The sequence below is a fragment of the Halothiobacillus sp. DCM-1 genome, assembly GCF_045689735.1.
Lineage (GTDB): Bacteria > Pseudomonadota > Gammaproteobacteria > Halothiobacillales > Halothiobacillaceae > Halothiobacillus.
The window spans coordinates 1,522,696-1,541,500 of sequence record NZ_CP142685.1 but is presented as its reverse complement, the minus strand read 5'-3'; the positions used below and the strand labels follow the sequence as shown (position 1 = coordinate 1,541,500).

General features: G+C 58.8%; 17 protein-coding genes and 1 pseudogene. 1 reads left to right on the top strand and 17 read right to left on the bottom strand.

Annotated elements, in window-relative coordinates; translation table 11 throughout:
- Positions 1 to 11: 11 nt before the first annotated feature.
- From VOI35_RS07180 to VOI35_RS07100, 17 genes and pseudogenes are all read right to left on the bottom strand, one after another.
- Positions 12 to 338, bottom strand: coding sequence for a P-II family nitrogen regulator (locus VOI35_RS07180; RefSeq protein ID WP_407275385.1), 327 nt, complete (start codon positions 336 to 338; stop codon positions 12 to 14).
- Positions 335 to 3,478: a DUF2309 domain-containing protein gene (locus VOI35_RS07175; protein ID WP_407275384.1), complete on the bottom strand. Its 3,144-nt coding sequence runs from the start codon at positions 3,476 to 3,478 to the stop codon at positions 335 to 337. The genes VOI35_RS07180 and VOI35_RS07175 overlap by 4 nt, the downstream gene beginning before the upstream one ends.
- Positions 3,475 to 4,227, bottom strand: coding sequence for a hypothetical protein (locus VOI35_RS07170; RefSeq protein WP_407275383.1), 753 nt, complete (start codon positions 4,225 to 4,227; stop codon positions 3,475 to 3,477). Before VOI35_RS07170 ends, VOI35_RS07175 begins: the two co-directional genes overlap by 4 nt.
- Position 4,228: 1 nt before the next feature.
- The gene (locus VOI35_RS07165) at positions 4,229 to 5,911 is read right to left on the bottom strand and encodes an NADH-quinone oxidoreductase subunit L (protein WP_407276810.1); all 1,683 of its coding nucleotides are present in this window, start codon (positions 5,909 to 5,911) and stop codon (positions 4,229 to 4,231) included.
- A 71-nt stretch (positions 5,912 to 5,982) separates the two neighbouring features.
- A complete protein-coding gene (locus VOI35_RS07160; RefSeq protein WP_407275382.1) occupies positions 5,983 to 8,346 on the bottom strand; it encodes a nitric oxide reductase activation protein NorD in 2,364 nt (787 codons plus the stop codon).
- Between the two features lie 249 nt (positions 8,347 to 8,595).
- Positions 8,596 to 9,249 carry a ParA family partition ATPase gene (gene parA, locus VOI35_RS07155; protein WP_407275381.1) on the bottom strand — a complete coding sequence of 218 codons (654 nt, stop codon included), beginning with the start codon at positions 9,247 to 9,249 and terminating at the stop codon, positions 8,596 to 8,598.
- 4 nt (positions 9,250 to 9,253) lie between these two features.
- Complete coding sequence (locus VOI35_RS07150; protein WP_407275380.1) at positions 9,254 to 9,541, bottom strand: 4a-hydroxytetrahydrobiopterin dehydratase; 288 nt, start codon at positions 9,539 to 9,541, stop codon at positions 9,254 to 9,256.
- Between the two features lie 13 nt (positions 9,542 to 9,554).
- Positions 9,555 to 9,977: a bacterioferritin gene (locus VOI35_RS07145; RefSeq protein WP_407275379.1), complete on the bottom strand. Its 423-nt coding sequence runs from the start codon at positions 9,975 to 9,977 to the stop codon at positions 9,555 to 9,557.
- Between the two features lie 19 nt (positions 9,978 to 9,996).
- A complete protein-coding gene (locus VOI35_RS07140) occupies positions 9,997 to 10,338 on the bottom strand; it encodes a BMC domain-containing protein (RefSeq protein WP_407275378.1) in 342 nt (113 codons plus the stop codon).
- A gap of 119 nt (positions 10,339 to 10,457) precedes the next feature.
- Positions 10,458 to 10,754 (bottom strand): BMC domain-containing protein, encoded by a 297-nt coding sequence (locus tag VOI35_RS07135; RefSeq protein WP_012823794.1) that lies wholly within the window; start codon positions 10,752 to 10,754, stop codon positions 10,458 to 10,460.
- Between the two features lie 72 nt (positions 10,755 to 10,826).
- Entirely contained in the window at positions 10,827 to 11,123 is a 297-nt protein-coding gene (locus tag VOI35_RS07130; protein ID WP_066099407.1) for a BMC domain-containing protein, read from the bottom strand.
- A 56-nt stretch (positions 11,124 to 11,179) separates the two neighbouring features.
- Positions 11,180 to 11,422 (bottom strand): annotated as a pseudogene (locus VOI35_RS07125) (carboxysome peptide B); the annotation flags it as partial.
- Positions 11,422 to 11,673, bottom strand: a complete 252-nt coding sequence (locus VOI35_RS07120; RefSeq protein WP_407275377.1) for a carboxysome peptide A — start codon at positions 11,671 to 11,673, stop codon at positions 11,422 to 11,424. The gene VOI35_RS07120 and the pseudogene VOI35_RS07125, both read right to left, overlap by 1 nt.
- Positions 11,670 to 13,253 carry a carboxysome shell carbonic anhydrase gene (locus VOI35_RS07115; protein ID WP_407275376.1) on the bottom strand — a complete coding sequence of 528 codons (1,584 nt, stop codon included), beginning with the start codon at positions 13,251 to 13,253 and terminating at the stop codon, positions 11,670 to 11,672. Before VOI35_RS07115 ends, VOI35_RS07120 begins: the two co-directional genes overlap by 4 nt.
- A 20-nt stretch (positions 13,254 to 13,273) precedes the next feature.
- The gene (locus VOI35_RS07110) at positions 13,274 to 15,880 is read right to left on the bottom strand and encodes a CsoS2 family carboxysome shell protein (protein ID WP_407275375.1); all 2,607 of its coding nucleotides are present in this window, start codon (positions 15,878 to 15,880) and stop codon (positions 13,274 to 13,276) included.
- Between the two features lie 71 nt (positions 15,881 to 15,951).
- Positions 15,952 to 16,284 carry a ribulose bisphosphate carboxylase small subunit gene (locus VOI35_RS07105; protein ID WP_407275374.1) on the bottom strand — a complete coding sequence of 111 codons (333 nt, stop codon included), beginning with the start codon at positions 16,282 to 16,284 and terminating at the stop codon, positions 15,952 to 15,954.
- A 37-nt stretch (positions 16,285 to 16,321) separates the two neighbouring features.
- Entirely contained in the window at positions 16,322 to 17,743 is a 1,422-nt protein-coding gene (locus VOI35_RS07100) for a form I ribulose bisphosphate carboxylase large subunit (RefSeq protein WP_407275373.1), read from the bottom strand.
- A 154-nt stretch (positions 17,744 to 17,897) separates the two neighbouring features.
- On the opposite strand from VOI35_RS07100, the gene VOI35_RS07095 reads away from it, so the two are divergent.
- Positions 17,898 to 18,791, top strand: coding sequence for a LysR family transcriptional regulator (locus VOI35_RS07095; RefSeq protein WP_407275372.1), 894 nt, complete (start codon positions 17,898 to 17,900; stop codon positions 18,789 to 18,791).
- Positions 18,792 to 18,805: the final 14 nt, after the last annotated feature.

The window sequence follows — 18,805 nt, the reverse complement described above, 5'->3', positions numbered from 1 at the left end:
AGAAGTATAAATCAGCGCGTGAACTTGACGAGACGGCTGACCTGAATATCCGAAACAAAGACCACGCCGCTGTGTTGGTTGAAGAATGGGGTAAATCCTTCGAGGATGGGGGCAACCAGCGCTTCGGGCACCGCCGTGATGATCATGACCATCACTTCTTCTTCATTAAACATGAGGTGACCTTCGTGAAAACCGCCCCGGCCTTTGCCGGATAGGTTGCCAACGATGGTGTACCCTTTGACCCCGGCGCGGTCGAGCAGATCCGTGGCGAAGCTTTGATGGGCGCCTTCGATGATGATTTCCATCTTTTTCAATGGATTGAGTTTCAAGTCGTTCATGCGTGGATCTCCTCTGCGACGGGGGTAACGGGCAGGTTGGTGAGGTAGGGGGCAAGACCCAGATCGTGCCAGGTGCCTTGGTCGAAGTGATGCAGGTGGCCGGTTTCTGGATCGGCAATGACCACGGTGACCCAGCCATTGACCACCAGGCTTTTGATTTTCGGTAGGCCGCCAACGACTTGGCCGACAAAACCGATGGGGGCTTCAACGACGGCGAGTAGCCGGATGGGTTCGTGATAAGGACGGCCGTCCCGCAGCACGGACTGGGCCGGCAATCCGGTTCGTAGATCACTCAGGTTGCCTGTGATGACACCAAAGCGGCCGGCCACATTGTGATAGGCCTTGCTGCCGCTGCCGAAGCGTTCGTTATCAACGGCCGAAAAATAGTGCTCGAGGTTGATCCACTGGCCGACGATCAGGGGGCCGGTGAGGATGCTTTCGAGTAACCGACCTTTCGGATCGACCCGGTAATCGTAGGATTGCAAGAAACTGCGTCCATCGAGATGCACGCCCTCGGTAAGGTATCGCCCGCCGACAATGACCGCGGCATTGCGCGCCAGCCCCCACTCGGGGCGAACCTGGGTCCAGTCCGAGGCATTGCGCTCGATGCGCTTGAGTGCCTTGATGGTGCCGATGGCGCGCGGGGTATGGGGTTCGAGCTTCGGCAGTCGCTCGGCGGCATTCAGCCGGCTGGCCGCGCGAAGACCATTACGCAGCCGTTCGAGGTACACCAGATGGCTGTTGGGGAGCAGATCGAGTTCGTGCAGTGTCAGCGCATCTGAGGTGGTGTTGTGGGTCGCGGGCAAAAACCAGGTATCGTCGGGAATGTCGATGCCTTGCTCGCGCAGTTTGCGCCGAACTTCCGGCTTGTTGCCCATTTGCGCGAGTACGCGGGCGGAGGGCAGACCCTGGCCGCCGCCGCAGGCGCCACAATCGAGCGCGGATTCATAGGGGTTGTTTTCCGACTGGCTCAAATGCCCGACGAGCAGGATGAATCGAGAAAAGTTCTCGGTCAGGCCAATGGATTGCAGGGCTTTTTCGACATAGTACGCCTGTTCTTCGACACTGAAGCCAATGCGTCCCAGGCGCTCCATTTGCATCGAGACATAAGAACGGTTGATCTGGTAATCGACTTGCAGGCGGGTGATGAATTCGTGTTCGGCAAGTTGGCTGAGCGCGAAGTGGCGAGCGAACTCCGTCTGCCCGCTGCGTAGTCCCATGGCGGTTTCGCGCAGCTCTTTGACCATGGCGTCGGTGACCGACTCGCGTTCGATGCCAAAATCTTGATGAATGGCGCGGACAATCATCACCCGTTGCAGGGCGCGGACAATCGAATCGGCATCTTCGCGGGTGAGTTTGTCGATCAGTAGGCGGGTAGAGGGTTGTTTCGGTTCGATTCGGTTGCGCCACTGATGATAAGTGCGTGGCGCGATGGTTTTGCCGATCATGTCGAAACCAAACAACAGCCCGATGGCTTCGACGGTGAAGTAGGGCGAGAGCACCGAACTTTTCAGCTCGTGCAGGACATGCCCAGCCGAAGAGTAGAAGTCGGACTCGATCCCCATGGCACCGGTGGGTACTTCCAGCACCAGGTTTTTTGGGGTAATGACCACCGGACAGAGATGGGATTCACTCCCTTTGCCCAGGCCGATGAAACTCACGGGCACACCAAAAAACCCGGCGATGCCGAAGGTCTGATATTCGCCAACGGTTTCAAGCTGGCGACGGATGGGCTCCGAGCGGACATCAATGCAAAACAGTGCCTGAGCGAATGGGCGGCGCGCCTTTTTGTGGGGAGCTTGCAGGCGGAGTTGGCTGAGCAGTTCCCGTCGGTACACGGACTCCATCGCTCGCAGCCAGAACATGCCCTCGGCCTGCTCAAACTCGGCGATCAGCGCGTGGAGCGCGCCCAGTTGGTCGGTGTCCAGCGCGCGCAGCGCCGGCGCTTGCCCCGCGGACTCACTGAGGCTGAGCAGACGATGAGCCTGTGCCTTGGCTTCGCGATTGCGTTCGGCCAAAAGATATTGTGGCAAGAGGCGGTTGATGTGTGCCGGGTTCCGTCGGGCGAGCGCGTCATCGACCGCATGCGCATAGGCGGGCAGCACCGTGCCTCCATGATAGGCCTGACGCAGATAGCATTCGGCGGTGCGTTCATCGATATAGCTGTGCAAGGCACTCAAGGTGGCGGGCAGTTTGCGGCGGCGCGCTTCTTCCCGGATCAAGGCCAGACCCACCACGAGTCGAATGGCCAGCAGATCAATCAAGTCCGCCGGATATTCCTTCGCCCAATGATAATTTTTGCTCGATGAGCGCCAGCGAATGAACCCCGACCAGCCGTGGAGCCGGGTCAGTTCGCGGGTGATAAATCCGGGCCAGTGGGCTTCGGGCAGGCCGAGTTCGGTCAGGATGTGGTCGATGGTGCCTTCGGGGGTGGCATCACGGCGGATGATTTTGCAGATATGTACGCCGCGTAAGAAAAACCGGACATTGCGTTTTGCGATGGCGCTCCAGGCCGAGAACAGTCCTTTTTCCCGGTTCGGCATTTGCCAGGTGGATTGGCCTTCGTCAAAGAAGTCGAGCAGGCTTTTGATGAGCAGCTCGTCGATCGTTTCACCGATCTGGGTGCCAAATAGCGTGTCAATAGCCTCATACAGCGGCCGTTCGGGGGGGAATTGGGCATGCAGGTCGGCGGCAAGGCGCTCGATGTCGGTCGGATGATCGATGACCGTCTGCGGTTCTCGCAGGGCTTGCGCCAAATCCTCTGCCGTGCTGAGCCGCAGCGGCTGCGTGACTGGGCTGGGCTCATTTTTCAGCAGATGCATAAGCAGCGCAGGCAGATCCATGCCCGGAATGGCGACCGACCGCTCTTGCAGAAAGCGTTCGATGGATTGCCGGAGGTTGGCGTCATCGACCCGGCCTTCGGCCGCATAGCGCTGATATTCGGCGCGCGACAAAAAGGCACGACCATGAAACAGTGCTTCCCCCTGGCGCACGGCCTGTTCGAAGGGCAAATGCTCCAAACCATGCAGCGGGTTGTGGTGAATGAAGGTTCGCATCGGCCAAAAATACGGAATGGGCTCGGCCGCCATGTGAATCATGGAGCGGATTTTTAATCGCCGCCCTAGGGTCAGGTGACTCATACGGTTACCCCCGTCCAGATCAGATTGAGGATGACAACAGACATCAAGCCAAGACCGATGGCGAGTGTTTTGCCAAGACAAAGATCCGTGGCCGTTGTCTGGCTGGGGGTGCCGAACACGAAGCCATTAAGCAGGCGGGTACCGGCCCAGGTCCAGAATAACCAGCCGATCAGCACGGGCACGCCCCAATGGATCGGGCTTTGCACCATCAGCCCGAGCATCGAGAAAAAAGCCGGAAAGATCGGCAGCGCCATGGCGGCAAGGACACTGAACACCAGTAAGGCAGAGAGCCTGGGCAGCCGCCGCGCCAGCCCAGTAAATAAGCCGGCATAGGCCGCCCCGAACCGGACTTTAAGCGCCTCAGCCAGGAAGACCAAAAACACCGGGGCGACAGTCAGCCATAACACGAATTGTTGTAACAGCAGGCGATCCGCCGTGGTGCTGGCGAGCAGCCAGGTGAGGGTCGTTGCGGAGATCAGTAGCATTGCGCTCCATTGAAACAGATCGCGCACGGTGAGGAGCCGCAGGGCATACAGCAAGAAGGTGAAGATCGCCCAGCCGACAAAAAAAGGACTGGCCAAGGGCAACCCGGCCTGAGCCAAGAGCCACACGCCGGCCTGCGGCCAGAGCAGCAGCAGCAGGATGCGCGCGACGGGGTGGCTGAGCCGACTAAAGACCGCGCTGAAGATCATGCTGAAGGGAAATAACGGTAAAAATATACCGGCTAGCAGAAGCAGAAAGAGCGTCATCTCAGTACCACCGCAACAGAACATTCAGGCGTTTGGACAGACCGACCAGGTTCAGCGCCAGGCGGTCATAGATGTCAGCGACATAAAATTCGCGGGAAATCAGTGAATAGAGCGCCAGTTGCAGCCCGGCGAACCGTGGACTCCACAGACTGCGCTGACGGCTTTTGAGATAGCTGGTGAGCCAGCCGCCCAGCACGATCAACGCGAGCAATAAGACCAGCCCATCGAAAGTCACCGCATCGATGCCGGCCGCGTGATAAATCGCGTTGCGGAAGGCATCGTCCGGGTAAAGGAAGTTCTCGAAGGCATGGCCGATCACGGTGTAGCCGATGACGATGAGGGCAAACGACAGCAAGATCATCAGCATCAGCCGGATCGGGTTATTCGCATCCAGCCGGTGGGTGGCGAACAGCACCTGGACGCCCGTGATCCAGCCAAAGAACAGCAGGACGATTGCACCTTGTTTCTGGAAGAAATCCGCCGCCACGAACCAATGCGCCAAGACCAGAATCGCCAACGGAACCACCAGCGTCACCAGGCCGATCAATAGCCACGGTAGGCGGGCGGAGGCAGGTTTGCGCTCGACCAGAAAGGTGTACAGCGGATTGTTGGGCACACCATCGCTCTGCCGCGCCTCGCCAATCACACTGCCCGCGCTCAGGAACATGGTGCCTTTGAACAGGCCATGAGCAATCAAATGGAAAATGGCCAATGAGAACGCGCCGAGGCCGCATTCCATCACCATAAAACCCATCTGTCCCATGGTGGAGTAGCCCAAGGATTTTTTGATGTCGTTTTGCGTGAGCATCAACACCGAGCCAATCAGCGCGGTGATCAGTCCCACCACGAACAACAGGTGCAGGACGGCATCGGCATGGACGAACACCGGTGCAAAGCGGTTGATGATGAAGCCCCCGGCATTCACGATGCCCGCGTGCATCAGCGCGGAAACGGGGGTCGGCCCTTCCATGGTGTAGGGCAGCCAGGTATGCAGGGGGAACTGCGCCGATTTGGCAAAGGCAGAGAAGGCGACCAGCAAGGCCGCAGTTGTTGTGACCGGCATGCCGAGTACGGTGGTGGCATCCGGGTTTTCACCGATGCGGGCAAACAGCGTGGGGAAATCAATGACGCCATACGCCTGGTAGAGGATGACCGCCGCGAGCACCAGGGGCAAATCGCCGATGCGGTAGGTAATTAGGGTCCAGAACGCATACCGTTGCGCGGGCTTGGATTCGGTGGCATGCCCGAGCAAAAAATACAGAAACACCCCGACCAGATGCCAGGCGACCAGCAGGGTGATGAGATCGCCTGCGGAAACCATCAGCAGAATCGAGGCGGTCATCAAATCCAGCAAGATGAAAAAGCGGGCATAACCCGGTTCTTCCGTCATGTAGCGAATCGAGTACACATGAACGATCAGGCTGATCCCGGCGACCACCAGCGACATGATGTGGCTCAAAGGATCGTGCAGCAGGCTGCCCCAGCTAGAGAACCCGCCTTGCCAGACCGGGCCATCGGCGGTGCCCAGGTGGGTCAACAAGCCCCAGGCCGCCACCAGGACGGTGAGCGTGCCGAATGTGACCGACAGTTGCGCCACCCGCTTGCCAAGCACCGCAGACAAGCTGTGTACCAGAACAGCCGATAACACCGGCAATAACGGAACCAACCATTGCACTTCAATCATCATCGTTCTCCACTCGGGCACCGGCCAGTCTCACCTGAGGTGAGCACAGGGCATCAGGTGTTTGGCTCGTGTTAGCGCGTCATCGACAAATAGAGCGCGGGGAGTTTTTCCGGCAGCCGCGCGACATGATCGAGGATCATGTAGTGCTTGGCGCCGAAGATGCGCTCGACATAATCATCCGCATACGGATCCAGGGTGACGCAGAAGGTTTCTACGCCCCGTCGCCGGAGTTCTTCGACCACGCGTTTGGTATCGTGGCGCAGATATTGCGGATCGCGGACATCGTTGTCCGACGGTTCGCCATCGGTCAGCAGCAAGATGAGTTTGCGCTGACTGGCGCGCTGATCCAGCAGTCGTCCGGCATGGCGCAGCGCCGTACCCATCCGGGTAGAGAGCTGGCCGGTCATCCCGGCCAGCCGCGCTTTGGTTTTATCGCCAAAGCGTTCGTCGAAATCCTTGAAACGGTAGTACTCAACATCGGTGCGGCCGTTGGAATCGAACCCGTGAATGGCGAACGGATCGCCGATACGGTCAAGGGTATCCCCCAGCAACGCGGCGGCTTCACGGGCAAGGCCGAGGACGGTTTTTTCTCCGTCACCGGTGCGCACGGGATCATTGGTCGATTCGGAGAGGTCGATCAACAGAATCACGGAGAGATCGCGCACCTGAATCCGGCGACGAATGCCGATGCGTGGATCCGGTTGCCGCCCCATGCGGATATTGGTCATGGCATAAATGGCCGCGTTGATATCGACCTCGTCGCCGTCTTCCACCTTTTTTTGCCGGATCACGCCTTGCGGTTGCAGCGCTTCGATCAGATATTTCAGGCGCCGCACCATCGGTGCATGTTCCTGCAGGATCGCATCGATTTGTTCCGGATCGCCCAAGACTGGCCGTTTCTCCGTGAGTGTGGTCCACAAGGGGCGATCGAGCTGCGTTTGATAATCCCACTCGGGGTAATGGATGGGCGAGGCAACGGGCGGCGTGCCATACAACTCGTTGAAAGTCGTGCCGTCATCGTCATACAGTTCGGTGGCGAGCACCCAGATTTCATCGGCAGATTCGGCGGTGGCGAATTCGACATCCACCGCATGAATCATTTCCATCATGCTCACATACTTGCGTTTGCTGCTGATATCCTGCCCCAGGGATACTTTGTCTGCGGTGTCCGGTTTCTCCCAGAGGATCCGGTTATCGTCGCGATAGGGGCTGGATGGCAGGTCGGTGCGCGCCTGAAACGGTAAGTTCAACGAGAGAATCTGCTCGACGAGCGCGAGCCCCAACGGGCGCAGAGGATTGCCGTTACGCAACTCCGCTTTCGCTGCCGCAACCCCCCGGCGGGCGGCGACAATGACGGGATGATCGTCGGGATGATCCGGGTCATTCAAGGCGAGCGCCAGCCGATCAAGCAGCGCCCCGACGCGTACCGTCGTCCCATGGCGCTGATCAGTCGGCAGCGCGGCGACCGTCAGGCGATGCAGGTTATTCCACAACGGCACCAGACCGGGGAAATCTTCGCTGGCCAATAACTCGACACGGGCATCTTCCAATGCACCCAGCACCAGTCGCTGCAGTGGATCGGTTTGATCGGCCAACGGATCGCGTTGGGAGTACAGCCGGTGGGCGGCCGCATGCGCCGCTGCCGCGCGATAAAGGAGCAGCCCCCCCACCGGTTCCTCACCCTCGACCTTGAAATCGTCGAATGCGTCCGGCAGGTTAATGAACAATTCATCCAGAAACGGTTTGTACCCGGTACGGGTTTCAAAATCCCCCGAAGTCGGGCGCAGCAGGAAATCCCGCCCCCACAGCGCACGCAGATACATCACGAGCCGCCGCTGGACATCCACGAACAGGACGCCCCGGCGCTCACGCTGCATGACGGCCTGAGATTCGGGTGTCGACAAGCTGAAATAGGCTTCCTGAGCCGCAAAATCGTTGCGGTGCGCCTGAATGCCCCAGGTTATCCAGCGTCGCAGTCCGCCCAGCGTCAAAAAGCCCAACAATTCCTCAATCTTGCCAAGCATCGGACGCAAAGCGCGGGGCGCCTTGGCCGCGACATGATCGAGCAAGGAGAGATAGGCATTGAACAGATCCGCCTCAGCCAACCGCAGGGCGGCGATCGGCGCAGAGCGAAACACTTGCGCCAGAACGGAGCCACTGGTCTTGGAGAACATTTTGATGACAGTCGATAACAAATCGAACACCGACTGCTCACCCACCTCGCGCGCCACGATGGAAGAGGATTCGATGAACGCGATCACGAGTTCATCGCCCCGCCCGAGTGCGTTGAGATTGGCAATACTTTCCAGCACGGCCTGATTGCCACGAGGGCTAAAGGCGCGGGAAAGCTCCTGCCAGTTCGCCTTGAGTACATCGGCGACCGCCGGACTCAGGCTATCGAGCAGTTCCTGGTGTTGTTCGATGCCAACCGCCATACATCAATGCCTTGAATGAGGATCAGTCTGGCCAGACCCGACGCGGGTGATTACTGGAATCATGTTGAGGCGCTTGATTGTCATCGGCCGCGACACTCGTCGGCTTCGCAGCGGCAGGTTTGGCCGCCGGCTTCGCTGCTGCGGGTTTTGCGGTAGCCGCAGGTTTTGCCGCAGCGGGGGCCGCGGGCGACGCGGCAACGGCTGGTTTTTCCGCGGTGATACTGGCGCTCAGTTTGCTTTCAAGCGTGCTCATTGGGGTAATACCTCGATCAAGATCTGTTGGATTTCATTGGCCGCTTCCCGGCCGCGTACACCGAGTTGGAAGACGCTGACGCCCTCCACGACAGCGTTCCGATACGCCGCGCGACGACGAACCGAAGTCGTCAGCACGGGAGTATTCAATTTGGCGATGGCCTGCTGCATGGCGCGGGTCATGGCACTCTTGGGTTCGGTTTGGTTCAACACCAGCGCCGCCCGCAATGAGGGATTTTGGGTGCGTGCCTGATGAATGATGTCGATGGTTTGCGCACTGGCCCACAAATCCAACGGGGAGGGGAGCACGGGCACCAAGACAAAATCACAATGCGTCAAAATCGCCTGAGTGATCGCAATATCGAGCGAGGGCGGGCAGTCTGCAATGACAAAGTCGTTTTGCGTCTGCGCACTCAGCAGGTTGTCGAGTGGGTTCGCATGTTCTGCATGCAGCGTGGGCAAGGCGGTAGTCGTGGCGGAATCGCCCTGTTGCCAATCCACCCAATGCTTCAGGGCACCTTGTGGATCCGCATCAATCAAACCAACGCGCCCACGCATGGCACAGGCGGCGGATAAATTGGTGCTGATCGTGGTTTTGCCACAGCCTCCTTTGAGGTTGGCCAGCGCGATGGTGTAGGCGCGAGTCGGCATGGACTCAACCCTGAAGAATGCGATTGGCCAAGCTGTTGACCTGTCGGGCAAATGCAGCTTCGGCTTCGTTCAACGCGCCATCGTCGGGTGCGGCAATGGTGACCGTGACGAAATCTTTGGCGAAATGCAGGTTGGGATAATTGCCGTTGGACTCGGAGAGATCGGCCAGATCATCCAGAAACTGGCGGGTCTGCGCATAACTGTTGAAAGTGAAACGGCAAGTCAGTTGAGGGGGCAGCTTCCGGGTTTCCCAGCCTTCAACAGCGATCGTAGTCGATGGGGTTGCACTCACGGGGTTTTCCCTCTCAGTGGTTGGACGAGGACTGATACTGCTGGAAATGGGCGTACTCTTCCTGCAACAGTGATTGGAACAGTTCGAAATGCACCTGATCGCGGATAATCCGGCAGAACTGGCAGGCATCGTCATAGAGCTGCACAGCCGCGCCCTCCATTTCGGCGGAGAGTTGAGCCATTTCGTCGGGATCGCGCCCGGGGCGCACCGCCGTGAGCGATAAGGCCGTTGGCGCGATCCCGATTAGAAGGAGCTGCCGGGTCAGTCGTTCTGCATGAACCAATTCCTGCGCCGCTTCCTGCCGGTAATGGGCAGCAAGTTCTGGCATGCCCCAGAGTTCAGTCAGGGCGGCACGGGTCTGATACTGGTGCACGGCATTCAGTTCGTGCTCCAGCGCTCTCGTCAGGTAGCCAATGATTCGCGGATGCGGGCGCATGGCGTTGACTCCCGTTGAATCAAACGGCCCCGTTGTTCAGGTTGGCTACGCACCAGGCTTGTGCGGTCTGGCTTGGGTCAGAGGGAAGAATGTTCTCAACCTCAGAGTGGACGCGCGCAATGATGTGCGCCGCGACCAGACCATCGCCCACGCGTTCACAGGCGTCGGCGCCCGCACGAACTGCCGCGTTGACGGCGCCGGTTTCGCCACGCACCAGCACGGTGACATAACCACCACCAACAAATGACCGACCGACCAAACGCACTTCGGCCGCTTTGGTCATGGCGTCGGCCGCTTCAATAGCGGGAACCAGACCACGGGTTTCGATCATCCCAAGGGCGATGCCATGCGTAGTTGCCATGATGCTTCCTCTTTATATTTCGATCAGATCAGTCCGCCGAATGCGAACCGATGGAATAGGGTAGACGGTATCGGCAGCGCGAAGGCCGCCGAATCGTGCCGTCTTGTGTGTTCCTGAGCTTAGGCTTGCGGAGCCTTCGGCAGGATATTTTCTACTTCTGAATGCACACGCGCGATGATGTGAGCCGCCACCAGGCCGTCACCCACGCGCTCGCAGGCATCCGCGCCGGCACGAACGGCTGCGTTGACAGCGCCGGTTTCTCCACGAACCAGGACGGTGACATAGCCACCACCGACGAATTGACGACCGACCAAACGCACCTCGGCGGCTTTGGTCATGGCGTCAGCGGCTTCAATCGCCGGAACCAGACCACGCGTTTCGATCATACCCAGTGCAATACCTGTTACATCAGCCATTTGATTAACTCCTAAGCTGTCATTGACACAAATGACCGGAGACGACACGACCCGGTCTTAAATTCCTGACCCTTAGGCTTGCGGTGCCTTCGGCAGGATGTTTTCGACTTCGGAGTGGACGCGGGCAATAATGTGCGCCGCGACCAAACCGTCGCCGACTCGTTCACAGGCATCAGCGCCTGCACGAACTGCTGCGTTAACGGCACCTGTTTCCCCGCGCACGAGCACGGTGACATAGCCACCACCAACGAATTGACGACCAACCAGACGAACTTCCGCGGCTTTGGTCATGGCATCGGCGGCTTCAATCGCCGGAACCAGACCACGCGTTTCGATCATACCCAGTGCAATACCTGTTACTGCTGCCATTTTTCCTCTCCTCGTTAAAGACACAATTCAAACGCCGTTGAACCCAACGGTTAAGCTTCTTCCCACTGATCGATGATTCCACCGATCGCCAAATCAATCAGCGTGTCGTAGTCCTTGACCGCATACCGTGCGGCGGAGCCGCTGATGGTAAACACCCATTTGCCCGGTGGCACACCCACCGGGTCGCAGGCCACGCTGAGCTTGCCACTGCGATCTTCCAGTACCCGTAACGAGACATTCATCAAGCCCGGGTGACGGCGAGTCACGACTAAATCCGCGCGAACCCGCATGATTTCCATCAGCTGGCCGACCACTGATCGAGAATCCCAATGATCGTCAGATCCGAGGGATAACTTTTGCTACCGGCCGCTTCCCGGGCAGCGGAGGAACCCACCACCAAAACCCAGTCACCCGGAATGCAGCCGATCGCATCCACAGCAACCTGAACGGGGCCGCCTGCTTTTTCCTGCACCACCAGCAGGGGTTTGTGTCCCATATCGGCAATGCGGTTGGTCGAAACCAGGGTTTTGACGACTTGCATGATCTTCATGCGACAGGTACCTCTTCGATCGGGCTGCCGATCGGATGATCCTGAACGCTCAGACGAAATTGCAGCAGTTGTTCGGCGGCCAGTTCATGATGTCGGTTTGCGATGGCGGCTCGGACTTGGCGCGCCCGCTCGACAGCGCGATCGCGAGCGCCCGGCACATTGCTGTCATAACGGTAATGAACGGCGATCGGAATCGGCAGACCGCGCGCGACATTCAGCTTTTTGAAAATCTTGATGCCGACATCGATATCCGCTGCGTTTTCTTCCACGGTGTGTAAATGGGCGTAGTAGGCCAGATTGCGAATCTGGACTTCATCCAAACCATCGCCGGCACTGATGAATCGCTCGGCGTGGCCGATGTCATGCAGTGGATAGCGTCCGCCACAGCGGTGAACGACATAGTCAATCTGGGAGAGGTTATTGATCAGCAAGGTGGCAATGAACCGTTGCATCCCTTCGTGGGGCAGGCCATTCCCCTTGGCCCAACCATCGCGGCTGCTGGCGTTGCGGATCGCGTCGTGTACGGCGAGGATGGCCTGATCGGCGCTCATGCCCAGCGTCTCGGCATACAACGCCGCATTGTCGACATAACGATGCGGGTTGAGATTGCCATCCTGATCTGGAATATGGATACGCACGGCATCAGTATCCGTATCGACACCAATCAGCAGGGTTTCGACACTCGCCCCGCAGCAAAACGCGTTCTCCACGGCTTGACGCAAACCGATCAGCTGGTTGTGCGACGCTTCGATGGCTTGGTGATCGTTGCTGCCATGTGCCGCGCAACCCTCGTGCGTAGGATCGGAGGTGCTGAAGTGGTAAACGGCAATCTTTAAGTATCGAGTCGCAGCATCTGCGGTATTCGGCACCCCTTCGCGGTAGCGGCGCAATTCGATGGATTGCCACTGTTGCAAATCAGTTTCGATATCAAACAGTGTGCCGGCATACGCTTTGCGGAAAGTGAAGGCGGACATCGGTAGACGCAGGATGTAGGGGAGCAAACCTTTCAAGCGGCCGTCTGCACAAGGGCTAATGTCCAAGGTATGGAAGCCGCAATCCAGCAAGAAACCAATACTGGCGCCGACCTCTTCCTGCTCTGATTTGAGCCGGCGGGAGAATTGATCCGTCGCCGCGGCAAGTGCCTTGAAAGCAGCGTAGCCGAACAGACCGCGCAGGTTATGCCCCCGAATCCAGTTATCTTCGAGCAAGGCTTCTGGGAATGTGTGGCCGAGTGACGACTGAGCCAGTTCCTGGACACGCGTGACATATTCGACGCCTAGGGGAATGCCCACCACCGCACGCAAGAAGGGAACGATACGATCAAACCGGCCTTTCACCGTATCCTCGCACTGGCCGAGCTGCGCGTTGGCGGCAAGATCGGTCAAAGGATGGCGGCAAGCCATTTGCGGCAAAGTGCTGCAGGCTGGGTGCCGCTCATACAGCGGATTGATGGGGGCGGGGGCGGTAGAGCCGGGCGCGATCAAATCGAGCCTGGGTTGTACCTTATGGCCGAGACCAACCGGCGCACGCTTGGCGAGCGAGCCCGGACGGCGACGGCTGGATGACGGTTTGTTGTTCATCGTTTATCTCCGCCGCACCATTAGCCTCGAGCACCACCGGAGTAGGTGATCAGTGAGCCGCTTAAATCATTGCCGCTGCTGCCAGAAATCCTGGAACTGGGGGGCTCTGGACGAACGACTTCACGGTTCGACCGGGCATTGCGCGCCGTCATGAGGTTGGCTGCTTGCCCACGCATTGACGGATTGCGTCCCTGCGCAGAGGAACCCTCGGTGCCAGTAATCCGGCCACTGATTGACCAGTCATCGCCCGTAATCCGGCAGCGGTTTTCACCTTCGCCCGTGACGCGTTCCTGGTTGCCGGATTCCGGCGCGCACTGCAGAACATTCACAGGCACGGCTGCTTGAGCTTGTTGAACTTGGTTGGCTTGGGCTTGTGCCGCCATGGCTTGAGCCATCGGCTGGCGCATCATAGGCCGACCAGCGCTGTCGCCGTGACGAAATTCTGGGGTGCCGGTAATCAAACCCGTCGCCAGCATGCCCGGGCCGGTAATGCGCCGGGATTGATCGAAGGCATTGCCGGTAATCCGGCTGGCGGCTGCTCGGGCAGGGGTGACGATGCTGAACTCTTGCGGTGCCGTTGCCTCGACCGGAGCAGGTGCGGCTACTGGTGTCGCATAGCCGGCGAAGCGCGGGCTGAGGGTGACGGGTTGCGCCGGCTGCATGGGCAGGCTGAAGGCGTGGTTGGGCGGCAAACAGCCCGTTTGTTGCGCGCCAAGGTATGGCGTGCCACTCACGGCACGGTACGCGCCATATTCATTGCCGGTGACTAAATCACTGGCATCCACAGAAGTGCCGCTGACGGATTGCCCTTTGCAGGTCATAGATTCAGCCACTTTCTGGTCTTGTGGGAGGGGGGTGCTGGCACAAGATGACGCGAAATGTTCGACGCCATAGTATTCATCTCCGGTGACGGGCATGCACCCGCCGCGCTCGTCACCGGTTGTCTTTGGGCTGTGATCCAGTGACTGACCCGTCACCGGGTTGCCTGACAGGGTGTTCATCGAACGAACCTTGTCAAACTGACCACCACAAAGGCGATTTTGGCTGTACTGCGAACCGGTGACGCGCTTGCAGGAGCCGGGCTCATTGCCGGTGACCTTTTCGCTGCGATCAACGAGGTTGCCTGTGATGCGTTGCCCACGGTTGGACTGATCCACGCCGACTTTTTGAAAGCTGGGTGCGGGACGCGTGCCACAAACGGACTGGAATTGCTCATTGCTGAGGTATTCGGTGCCCGATACCTGACGGCAGGAACCACGCTCATCGCCGGTTACCTTGCTGGAACGCCCCACTTCCGTCCCGCTGATGCTCATGCCAGCGATCGTATGCGACAGACCAACCTTGGCGGGGGCGGCGCTTTTACCATTGATGGTCAAGCGCGCTGCGCCTTCATCAGCATATTGTGTGCCGGTGATGCTGCGGTTTGCGCCCACTTCATTGCCGGTAGCGACTGAAGGGCGAAACTCATCGCTGCCAGAGACCGGCAAACCTTTGCGTGCCGAGGCGCCGATCATGACTTTATTGGCATTCATCGGACGGGCAGGGGTGCCGCACAAGCTTAGACTGGCCTCATTACTGAGGTACTCCGTGCCAGTGACCGCACGGCAAGTGCCTGGTTCGCCACCGGTCACCTTCTGTGTGCGCGCCACTTCGGTGCCGCTGACTTTTTGGCCGCGGGCGGTTGCGGTGAGGTTGACCTTGGCTGGGTTGGCTTCGGGCTTGGTTTTGCAGAATGACTGGAATTGTTCCGTGCCGACATACTCGGTGCCTGTGACGGCTCGGCAGCTGCCGGGTTCGTTGCCGGTCACACGCTGCGTGCGCTCGACCTGGGTGCCGGTAATTGCACCGCCAGTCAGGGTGTGACCGGTTTCAACTTTTTTTGGCACATCAGCCTCGGAGTTTTGTTTCACGCGACCCGTGGGGCGGCAAGCGGGGGCGGTGCCTCGGCCATAATGGCAGAGCATTTCGCGGTGCCGTTTGGCGGCCTCTCGGCCTTGCAGAGCCGTATCCACATAGCCATCCAGTTGATGGCCGTTGCGCCCCGGGCCGCCTTGAGAGGTCGGTTTGGGGGGGACGGCTTTTTGACCCCGGTCAGACAGTGCCTGGCGCCGAGCCCGGCAGATTTCACGCACGGATTTCGCTTGATTGCCCAAACGAACCGGGGCGGTTTCTGCCACGGTGCAGAGCGTGTCCAGTGATGCATCGGTCGGGGTGATGATCGATTGAGCAGAACCAGCATCGTCGATCACTCGGTTGTCCTGAGCAGGGCGCAGGCGTCCAGAAGGCGCGCTGGAGGCTTTGCTCGGCAGCGCGCTTCGGCCTTGAGTCGCCAATGCCTGACGGCGAGAGCGGCACAGGTTGCGTACCCGGTTGTTCTCAAGGCCAAAGCCCGTGCCGCTGTCTTGTGCGATGGCGCACAGGGCATCGACGGCGTCGCGTTGCGGGGCGACAGGCTGCGGCGGAGTGATTGAAGATGCCGCCTGGGTGTAGGGGGTCGGTTGAGCGGCTGGCGCTTTAGGATTTGCACCTTTGCCTTGGGTGGCCATTGCTGCGCGTCGGGCGCGAGCCAATGCTTTCCCGGAGAGTCCGCCCAGGTCGGCTGGATTGTTTCCAGACTGTACAGGCATGTTTTGTACCTCGTCTTGATGGATGTGCTGTGCGCACGGGGCGCACAGCGCTGACGCTTCAGGTTAGGGAATTAACCGCCGCGGTAGACCACGAAGGCCATGCCTTGGCTTTGAGCGTAGTTGTCGTAGGCCACCAGCTTGATCTGGTGCGTCGGGTACGCCCGACGGCAAGATTCCAGCTCAGCGAGTACGGCATCCACGCTTTGCTCGCCGAAAAACGGCAGCTTCCACATGTACCAGTAGTGTTGCATCGAATTTTCCGGCTCAACATGCTCGATGCCCGGGTTCCAACCTTGGGCAATGGCATATTTGATCTGAGCACGGATTTGCTCCGAGCTCATCGGCGGAAGATAAGAGAAGGTCTCGTATTTGAGACTTTGTTTGTAGTCCTGCATATCAGCCATGGTTATTCACCTTTTGCAAATGGTTTAACAGGCGGGATCAACGGTTCTGTACGTCGAGTTTGTCGACGGTATCGAACTCAAATTTGATCTCTTTCCAGGTTTCCATGGCGATCTTGAGCTCGGGGCTATGAGCCGCCGCCGCAGTCAGGATCTCCTTGCCTTCGCGCTCCAGGTCGCGGCCTTGGTTGCGTGCTTCGACACACGCTTCCAGGGCGACACGGTTCGCGGCTGCACCGGCTGCGTTACCCCAGGGGTGACCCAGGGTGCCGCCGCCGAATTGCAGGACGGAATCATCACCGAAGATGGTGACGAGTGCCGGCATGTGCCATACATGGATACCACCAGAAGCCACGGCGAAGACGCCCGGCATGGAGCCCCAGTCTTGGTCGAAGAAAATCCCGCGTGAACGATCTTCCGGAATGAAGGATTCGCGCAGCAGGTCGATCCAGCCGAGGGTAGAGGCACGGTCGCCTTCCAGTTTGCCCACAACGGTACCGGTGTGCAGGTGGTCGCCACCCGACAAACGCAGGATCTTGGTCAGGACGCGGAAGTGAATCCCGTGATGCGGGTTGCGGTCGATTACCGCGTGCATCGCACGGTGGATGTGCAGCAGAACGCCATTATCGCGGCACCAGTTCGCCAGACCCGTGTTGGCCGTGAAGCCGCCGGTGATGTAGTCGTGCATGATGATTGGGGCGCCAATTTCTTTGGCGAACTCGGCACGCTTGTACATCTCTTCCGGGGTCGGTGCGGTCACATTCAGGTAGTGACCTTTGCGTTCGCCGGTTTGAGCTTCTGCGGTTTCGGTGGCGTCTTGCACGAACGAGAAGCGATCACGCCAGCGCATGAACGGTTGGCTGTTGATGTTTTCGTCGTCTTTCGTGAAGTCCAGACCGCCACGCAAGCACTCGTATACAGCGCGGCCGTAGTTTTTGGCGGACAGGCCGAGTTTCGGCTTGATGGTACAGCCGAGCAACGGGCGGCCGTATTTGTTCATCTTGTCGCGTTCAACTTGAATCCCGTGGGGCGGGCCGCCGCAGGTTTTCACATACGCGAGCGGGAAGCGCACATCTTCCAGACGCAGGCCGCGAACGGCTTTGAAGCCGAACACGTTGCCCACGAGGGAGGTGAATACGTTGACCACCGAACCTTCTTCGAACAGGTCGATCGGGTAGGCAATGAAGGCATAGAAGGCAGAATCATCACCCGGCACATCTTCGATGCGATAAGCGCGACCCTTGTAGTAATCCATATCAGTCAACAGGTCAGTCCAGACGGTCGTCCAGGTGCCGGTTGACGATTCTGCTGCAACCGCAGCGGCCGCCTCTTCACGATCCACGCCGGGTTGCGGGGTGATCTTGAAGCAGGCAAGAATGTCGGAATCCAACGGGGTGTATTCCGGCATCCAGTAGGTTTGCCGGTATTCTTTAACACCAGCACTGTACTTTTTAACTGCCATGGGTTCCTCCTGAAAGGATGGGATTTCGCGCAACGCCCCAGCGGCTTGACGCGTGGACGCATCTTGCCCGTGCAGTTTCATCAATAACAGTCGATATTTCTTATCCTCTCAATAGACTATCATCTATTATTCTCGATGATATTAGGGAGTGCTTATGCGCCACCACTTCACCTTTCGCCAACTGGAAATCTTTGAGGCTATCGCGCGTACGGGGAGTTTCACACGAGCCTCGGCCGAGCTGCATCTCACTCAGCCGACTGTGTCCATGCAAATCAAGAAGTTGACCGAAATTATCGGGGTACCGCTGTTTGAGCAGGTGGGGAAGAAGATTTATCTCACGGAAGATGGGTCGGAGTTGGCACAAGCCACGCGCGCGGTTTTTGGTGTGATGGATCGATTTGCGATGTCGGTGGATGAACGGCAGGGATTGAAAAAAGGGCAATTGCGGTTGATGGCCATCAGCACCGCGTCCTATTTTGCGCCGCGTCTGCTTGGTGAGTTTGCCAAGCGCTATCCTGGCATCGATGTCAGTCTGCGGGTGACGAACAAAGAGCAGGTGTTGGCGAGTATCGCCAATAACCTGGACGATCTGTATTTGCTCGGGCAACCGCCAGAAGATATGGATGTGGTGGTCACACCGATCATGAATAACCCGATCGTGGTGCTGGCCGCGCCGAATCATCCGTTGGCTGGGGAGTCGGCTGTGCCCTTGAAGCGCTTGAGTGAGGAGCCTTGGTTGATGCGGGAGGCGGGATCGGGCACGCGCATGGCGATCGAGCGATTGTTCGCTTCACGCGGTTTGACGCTCAATACCCGCATGGAGCTGGGCAGTAACGAGGCGATTAAACAGGCCGTTCTGGCGGGTTTGGGCATTTCCGCGTTGTCGCAGCAGGCGCTGGTGCTACACCCGCCGGGACAGTTCGCCGTGCTGGATGGGGTGGGGTTTCCCATTCAGCGTCAATGGTATGCGGTTTATCCGGCTGGGCGAGAACTTTCGGTCGTGGCGCAAGCGTTTTTGGATTTTTTGCTGGCGAATGCGCCCCGCTGAAATTACAGGGCATT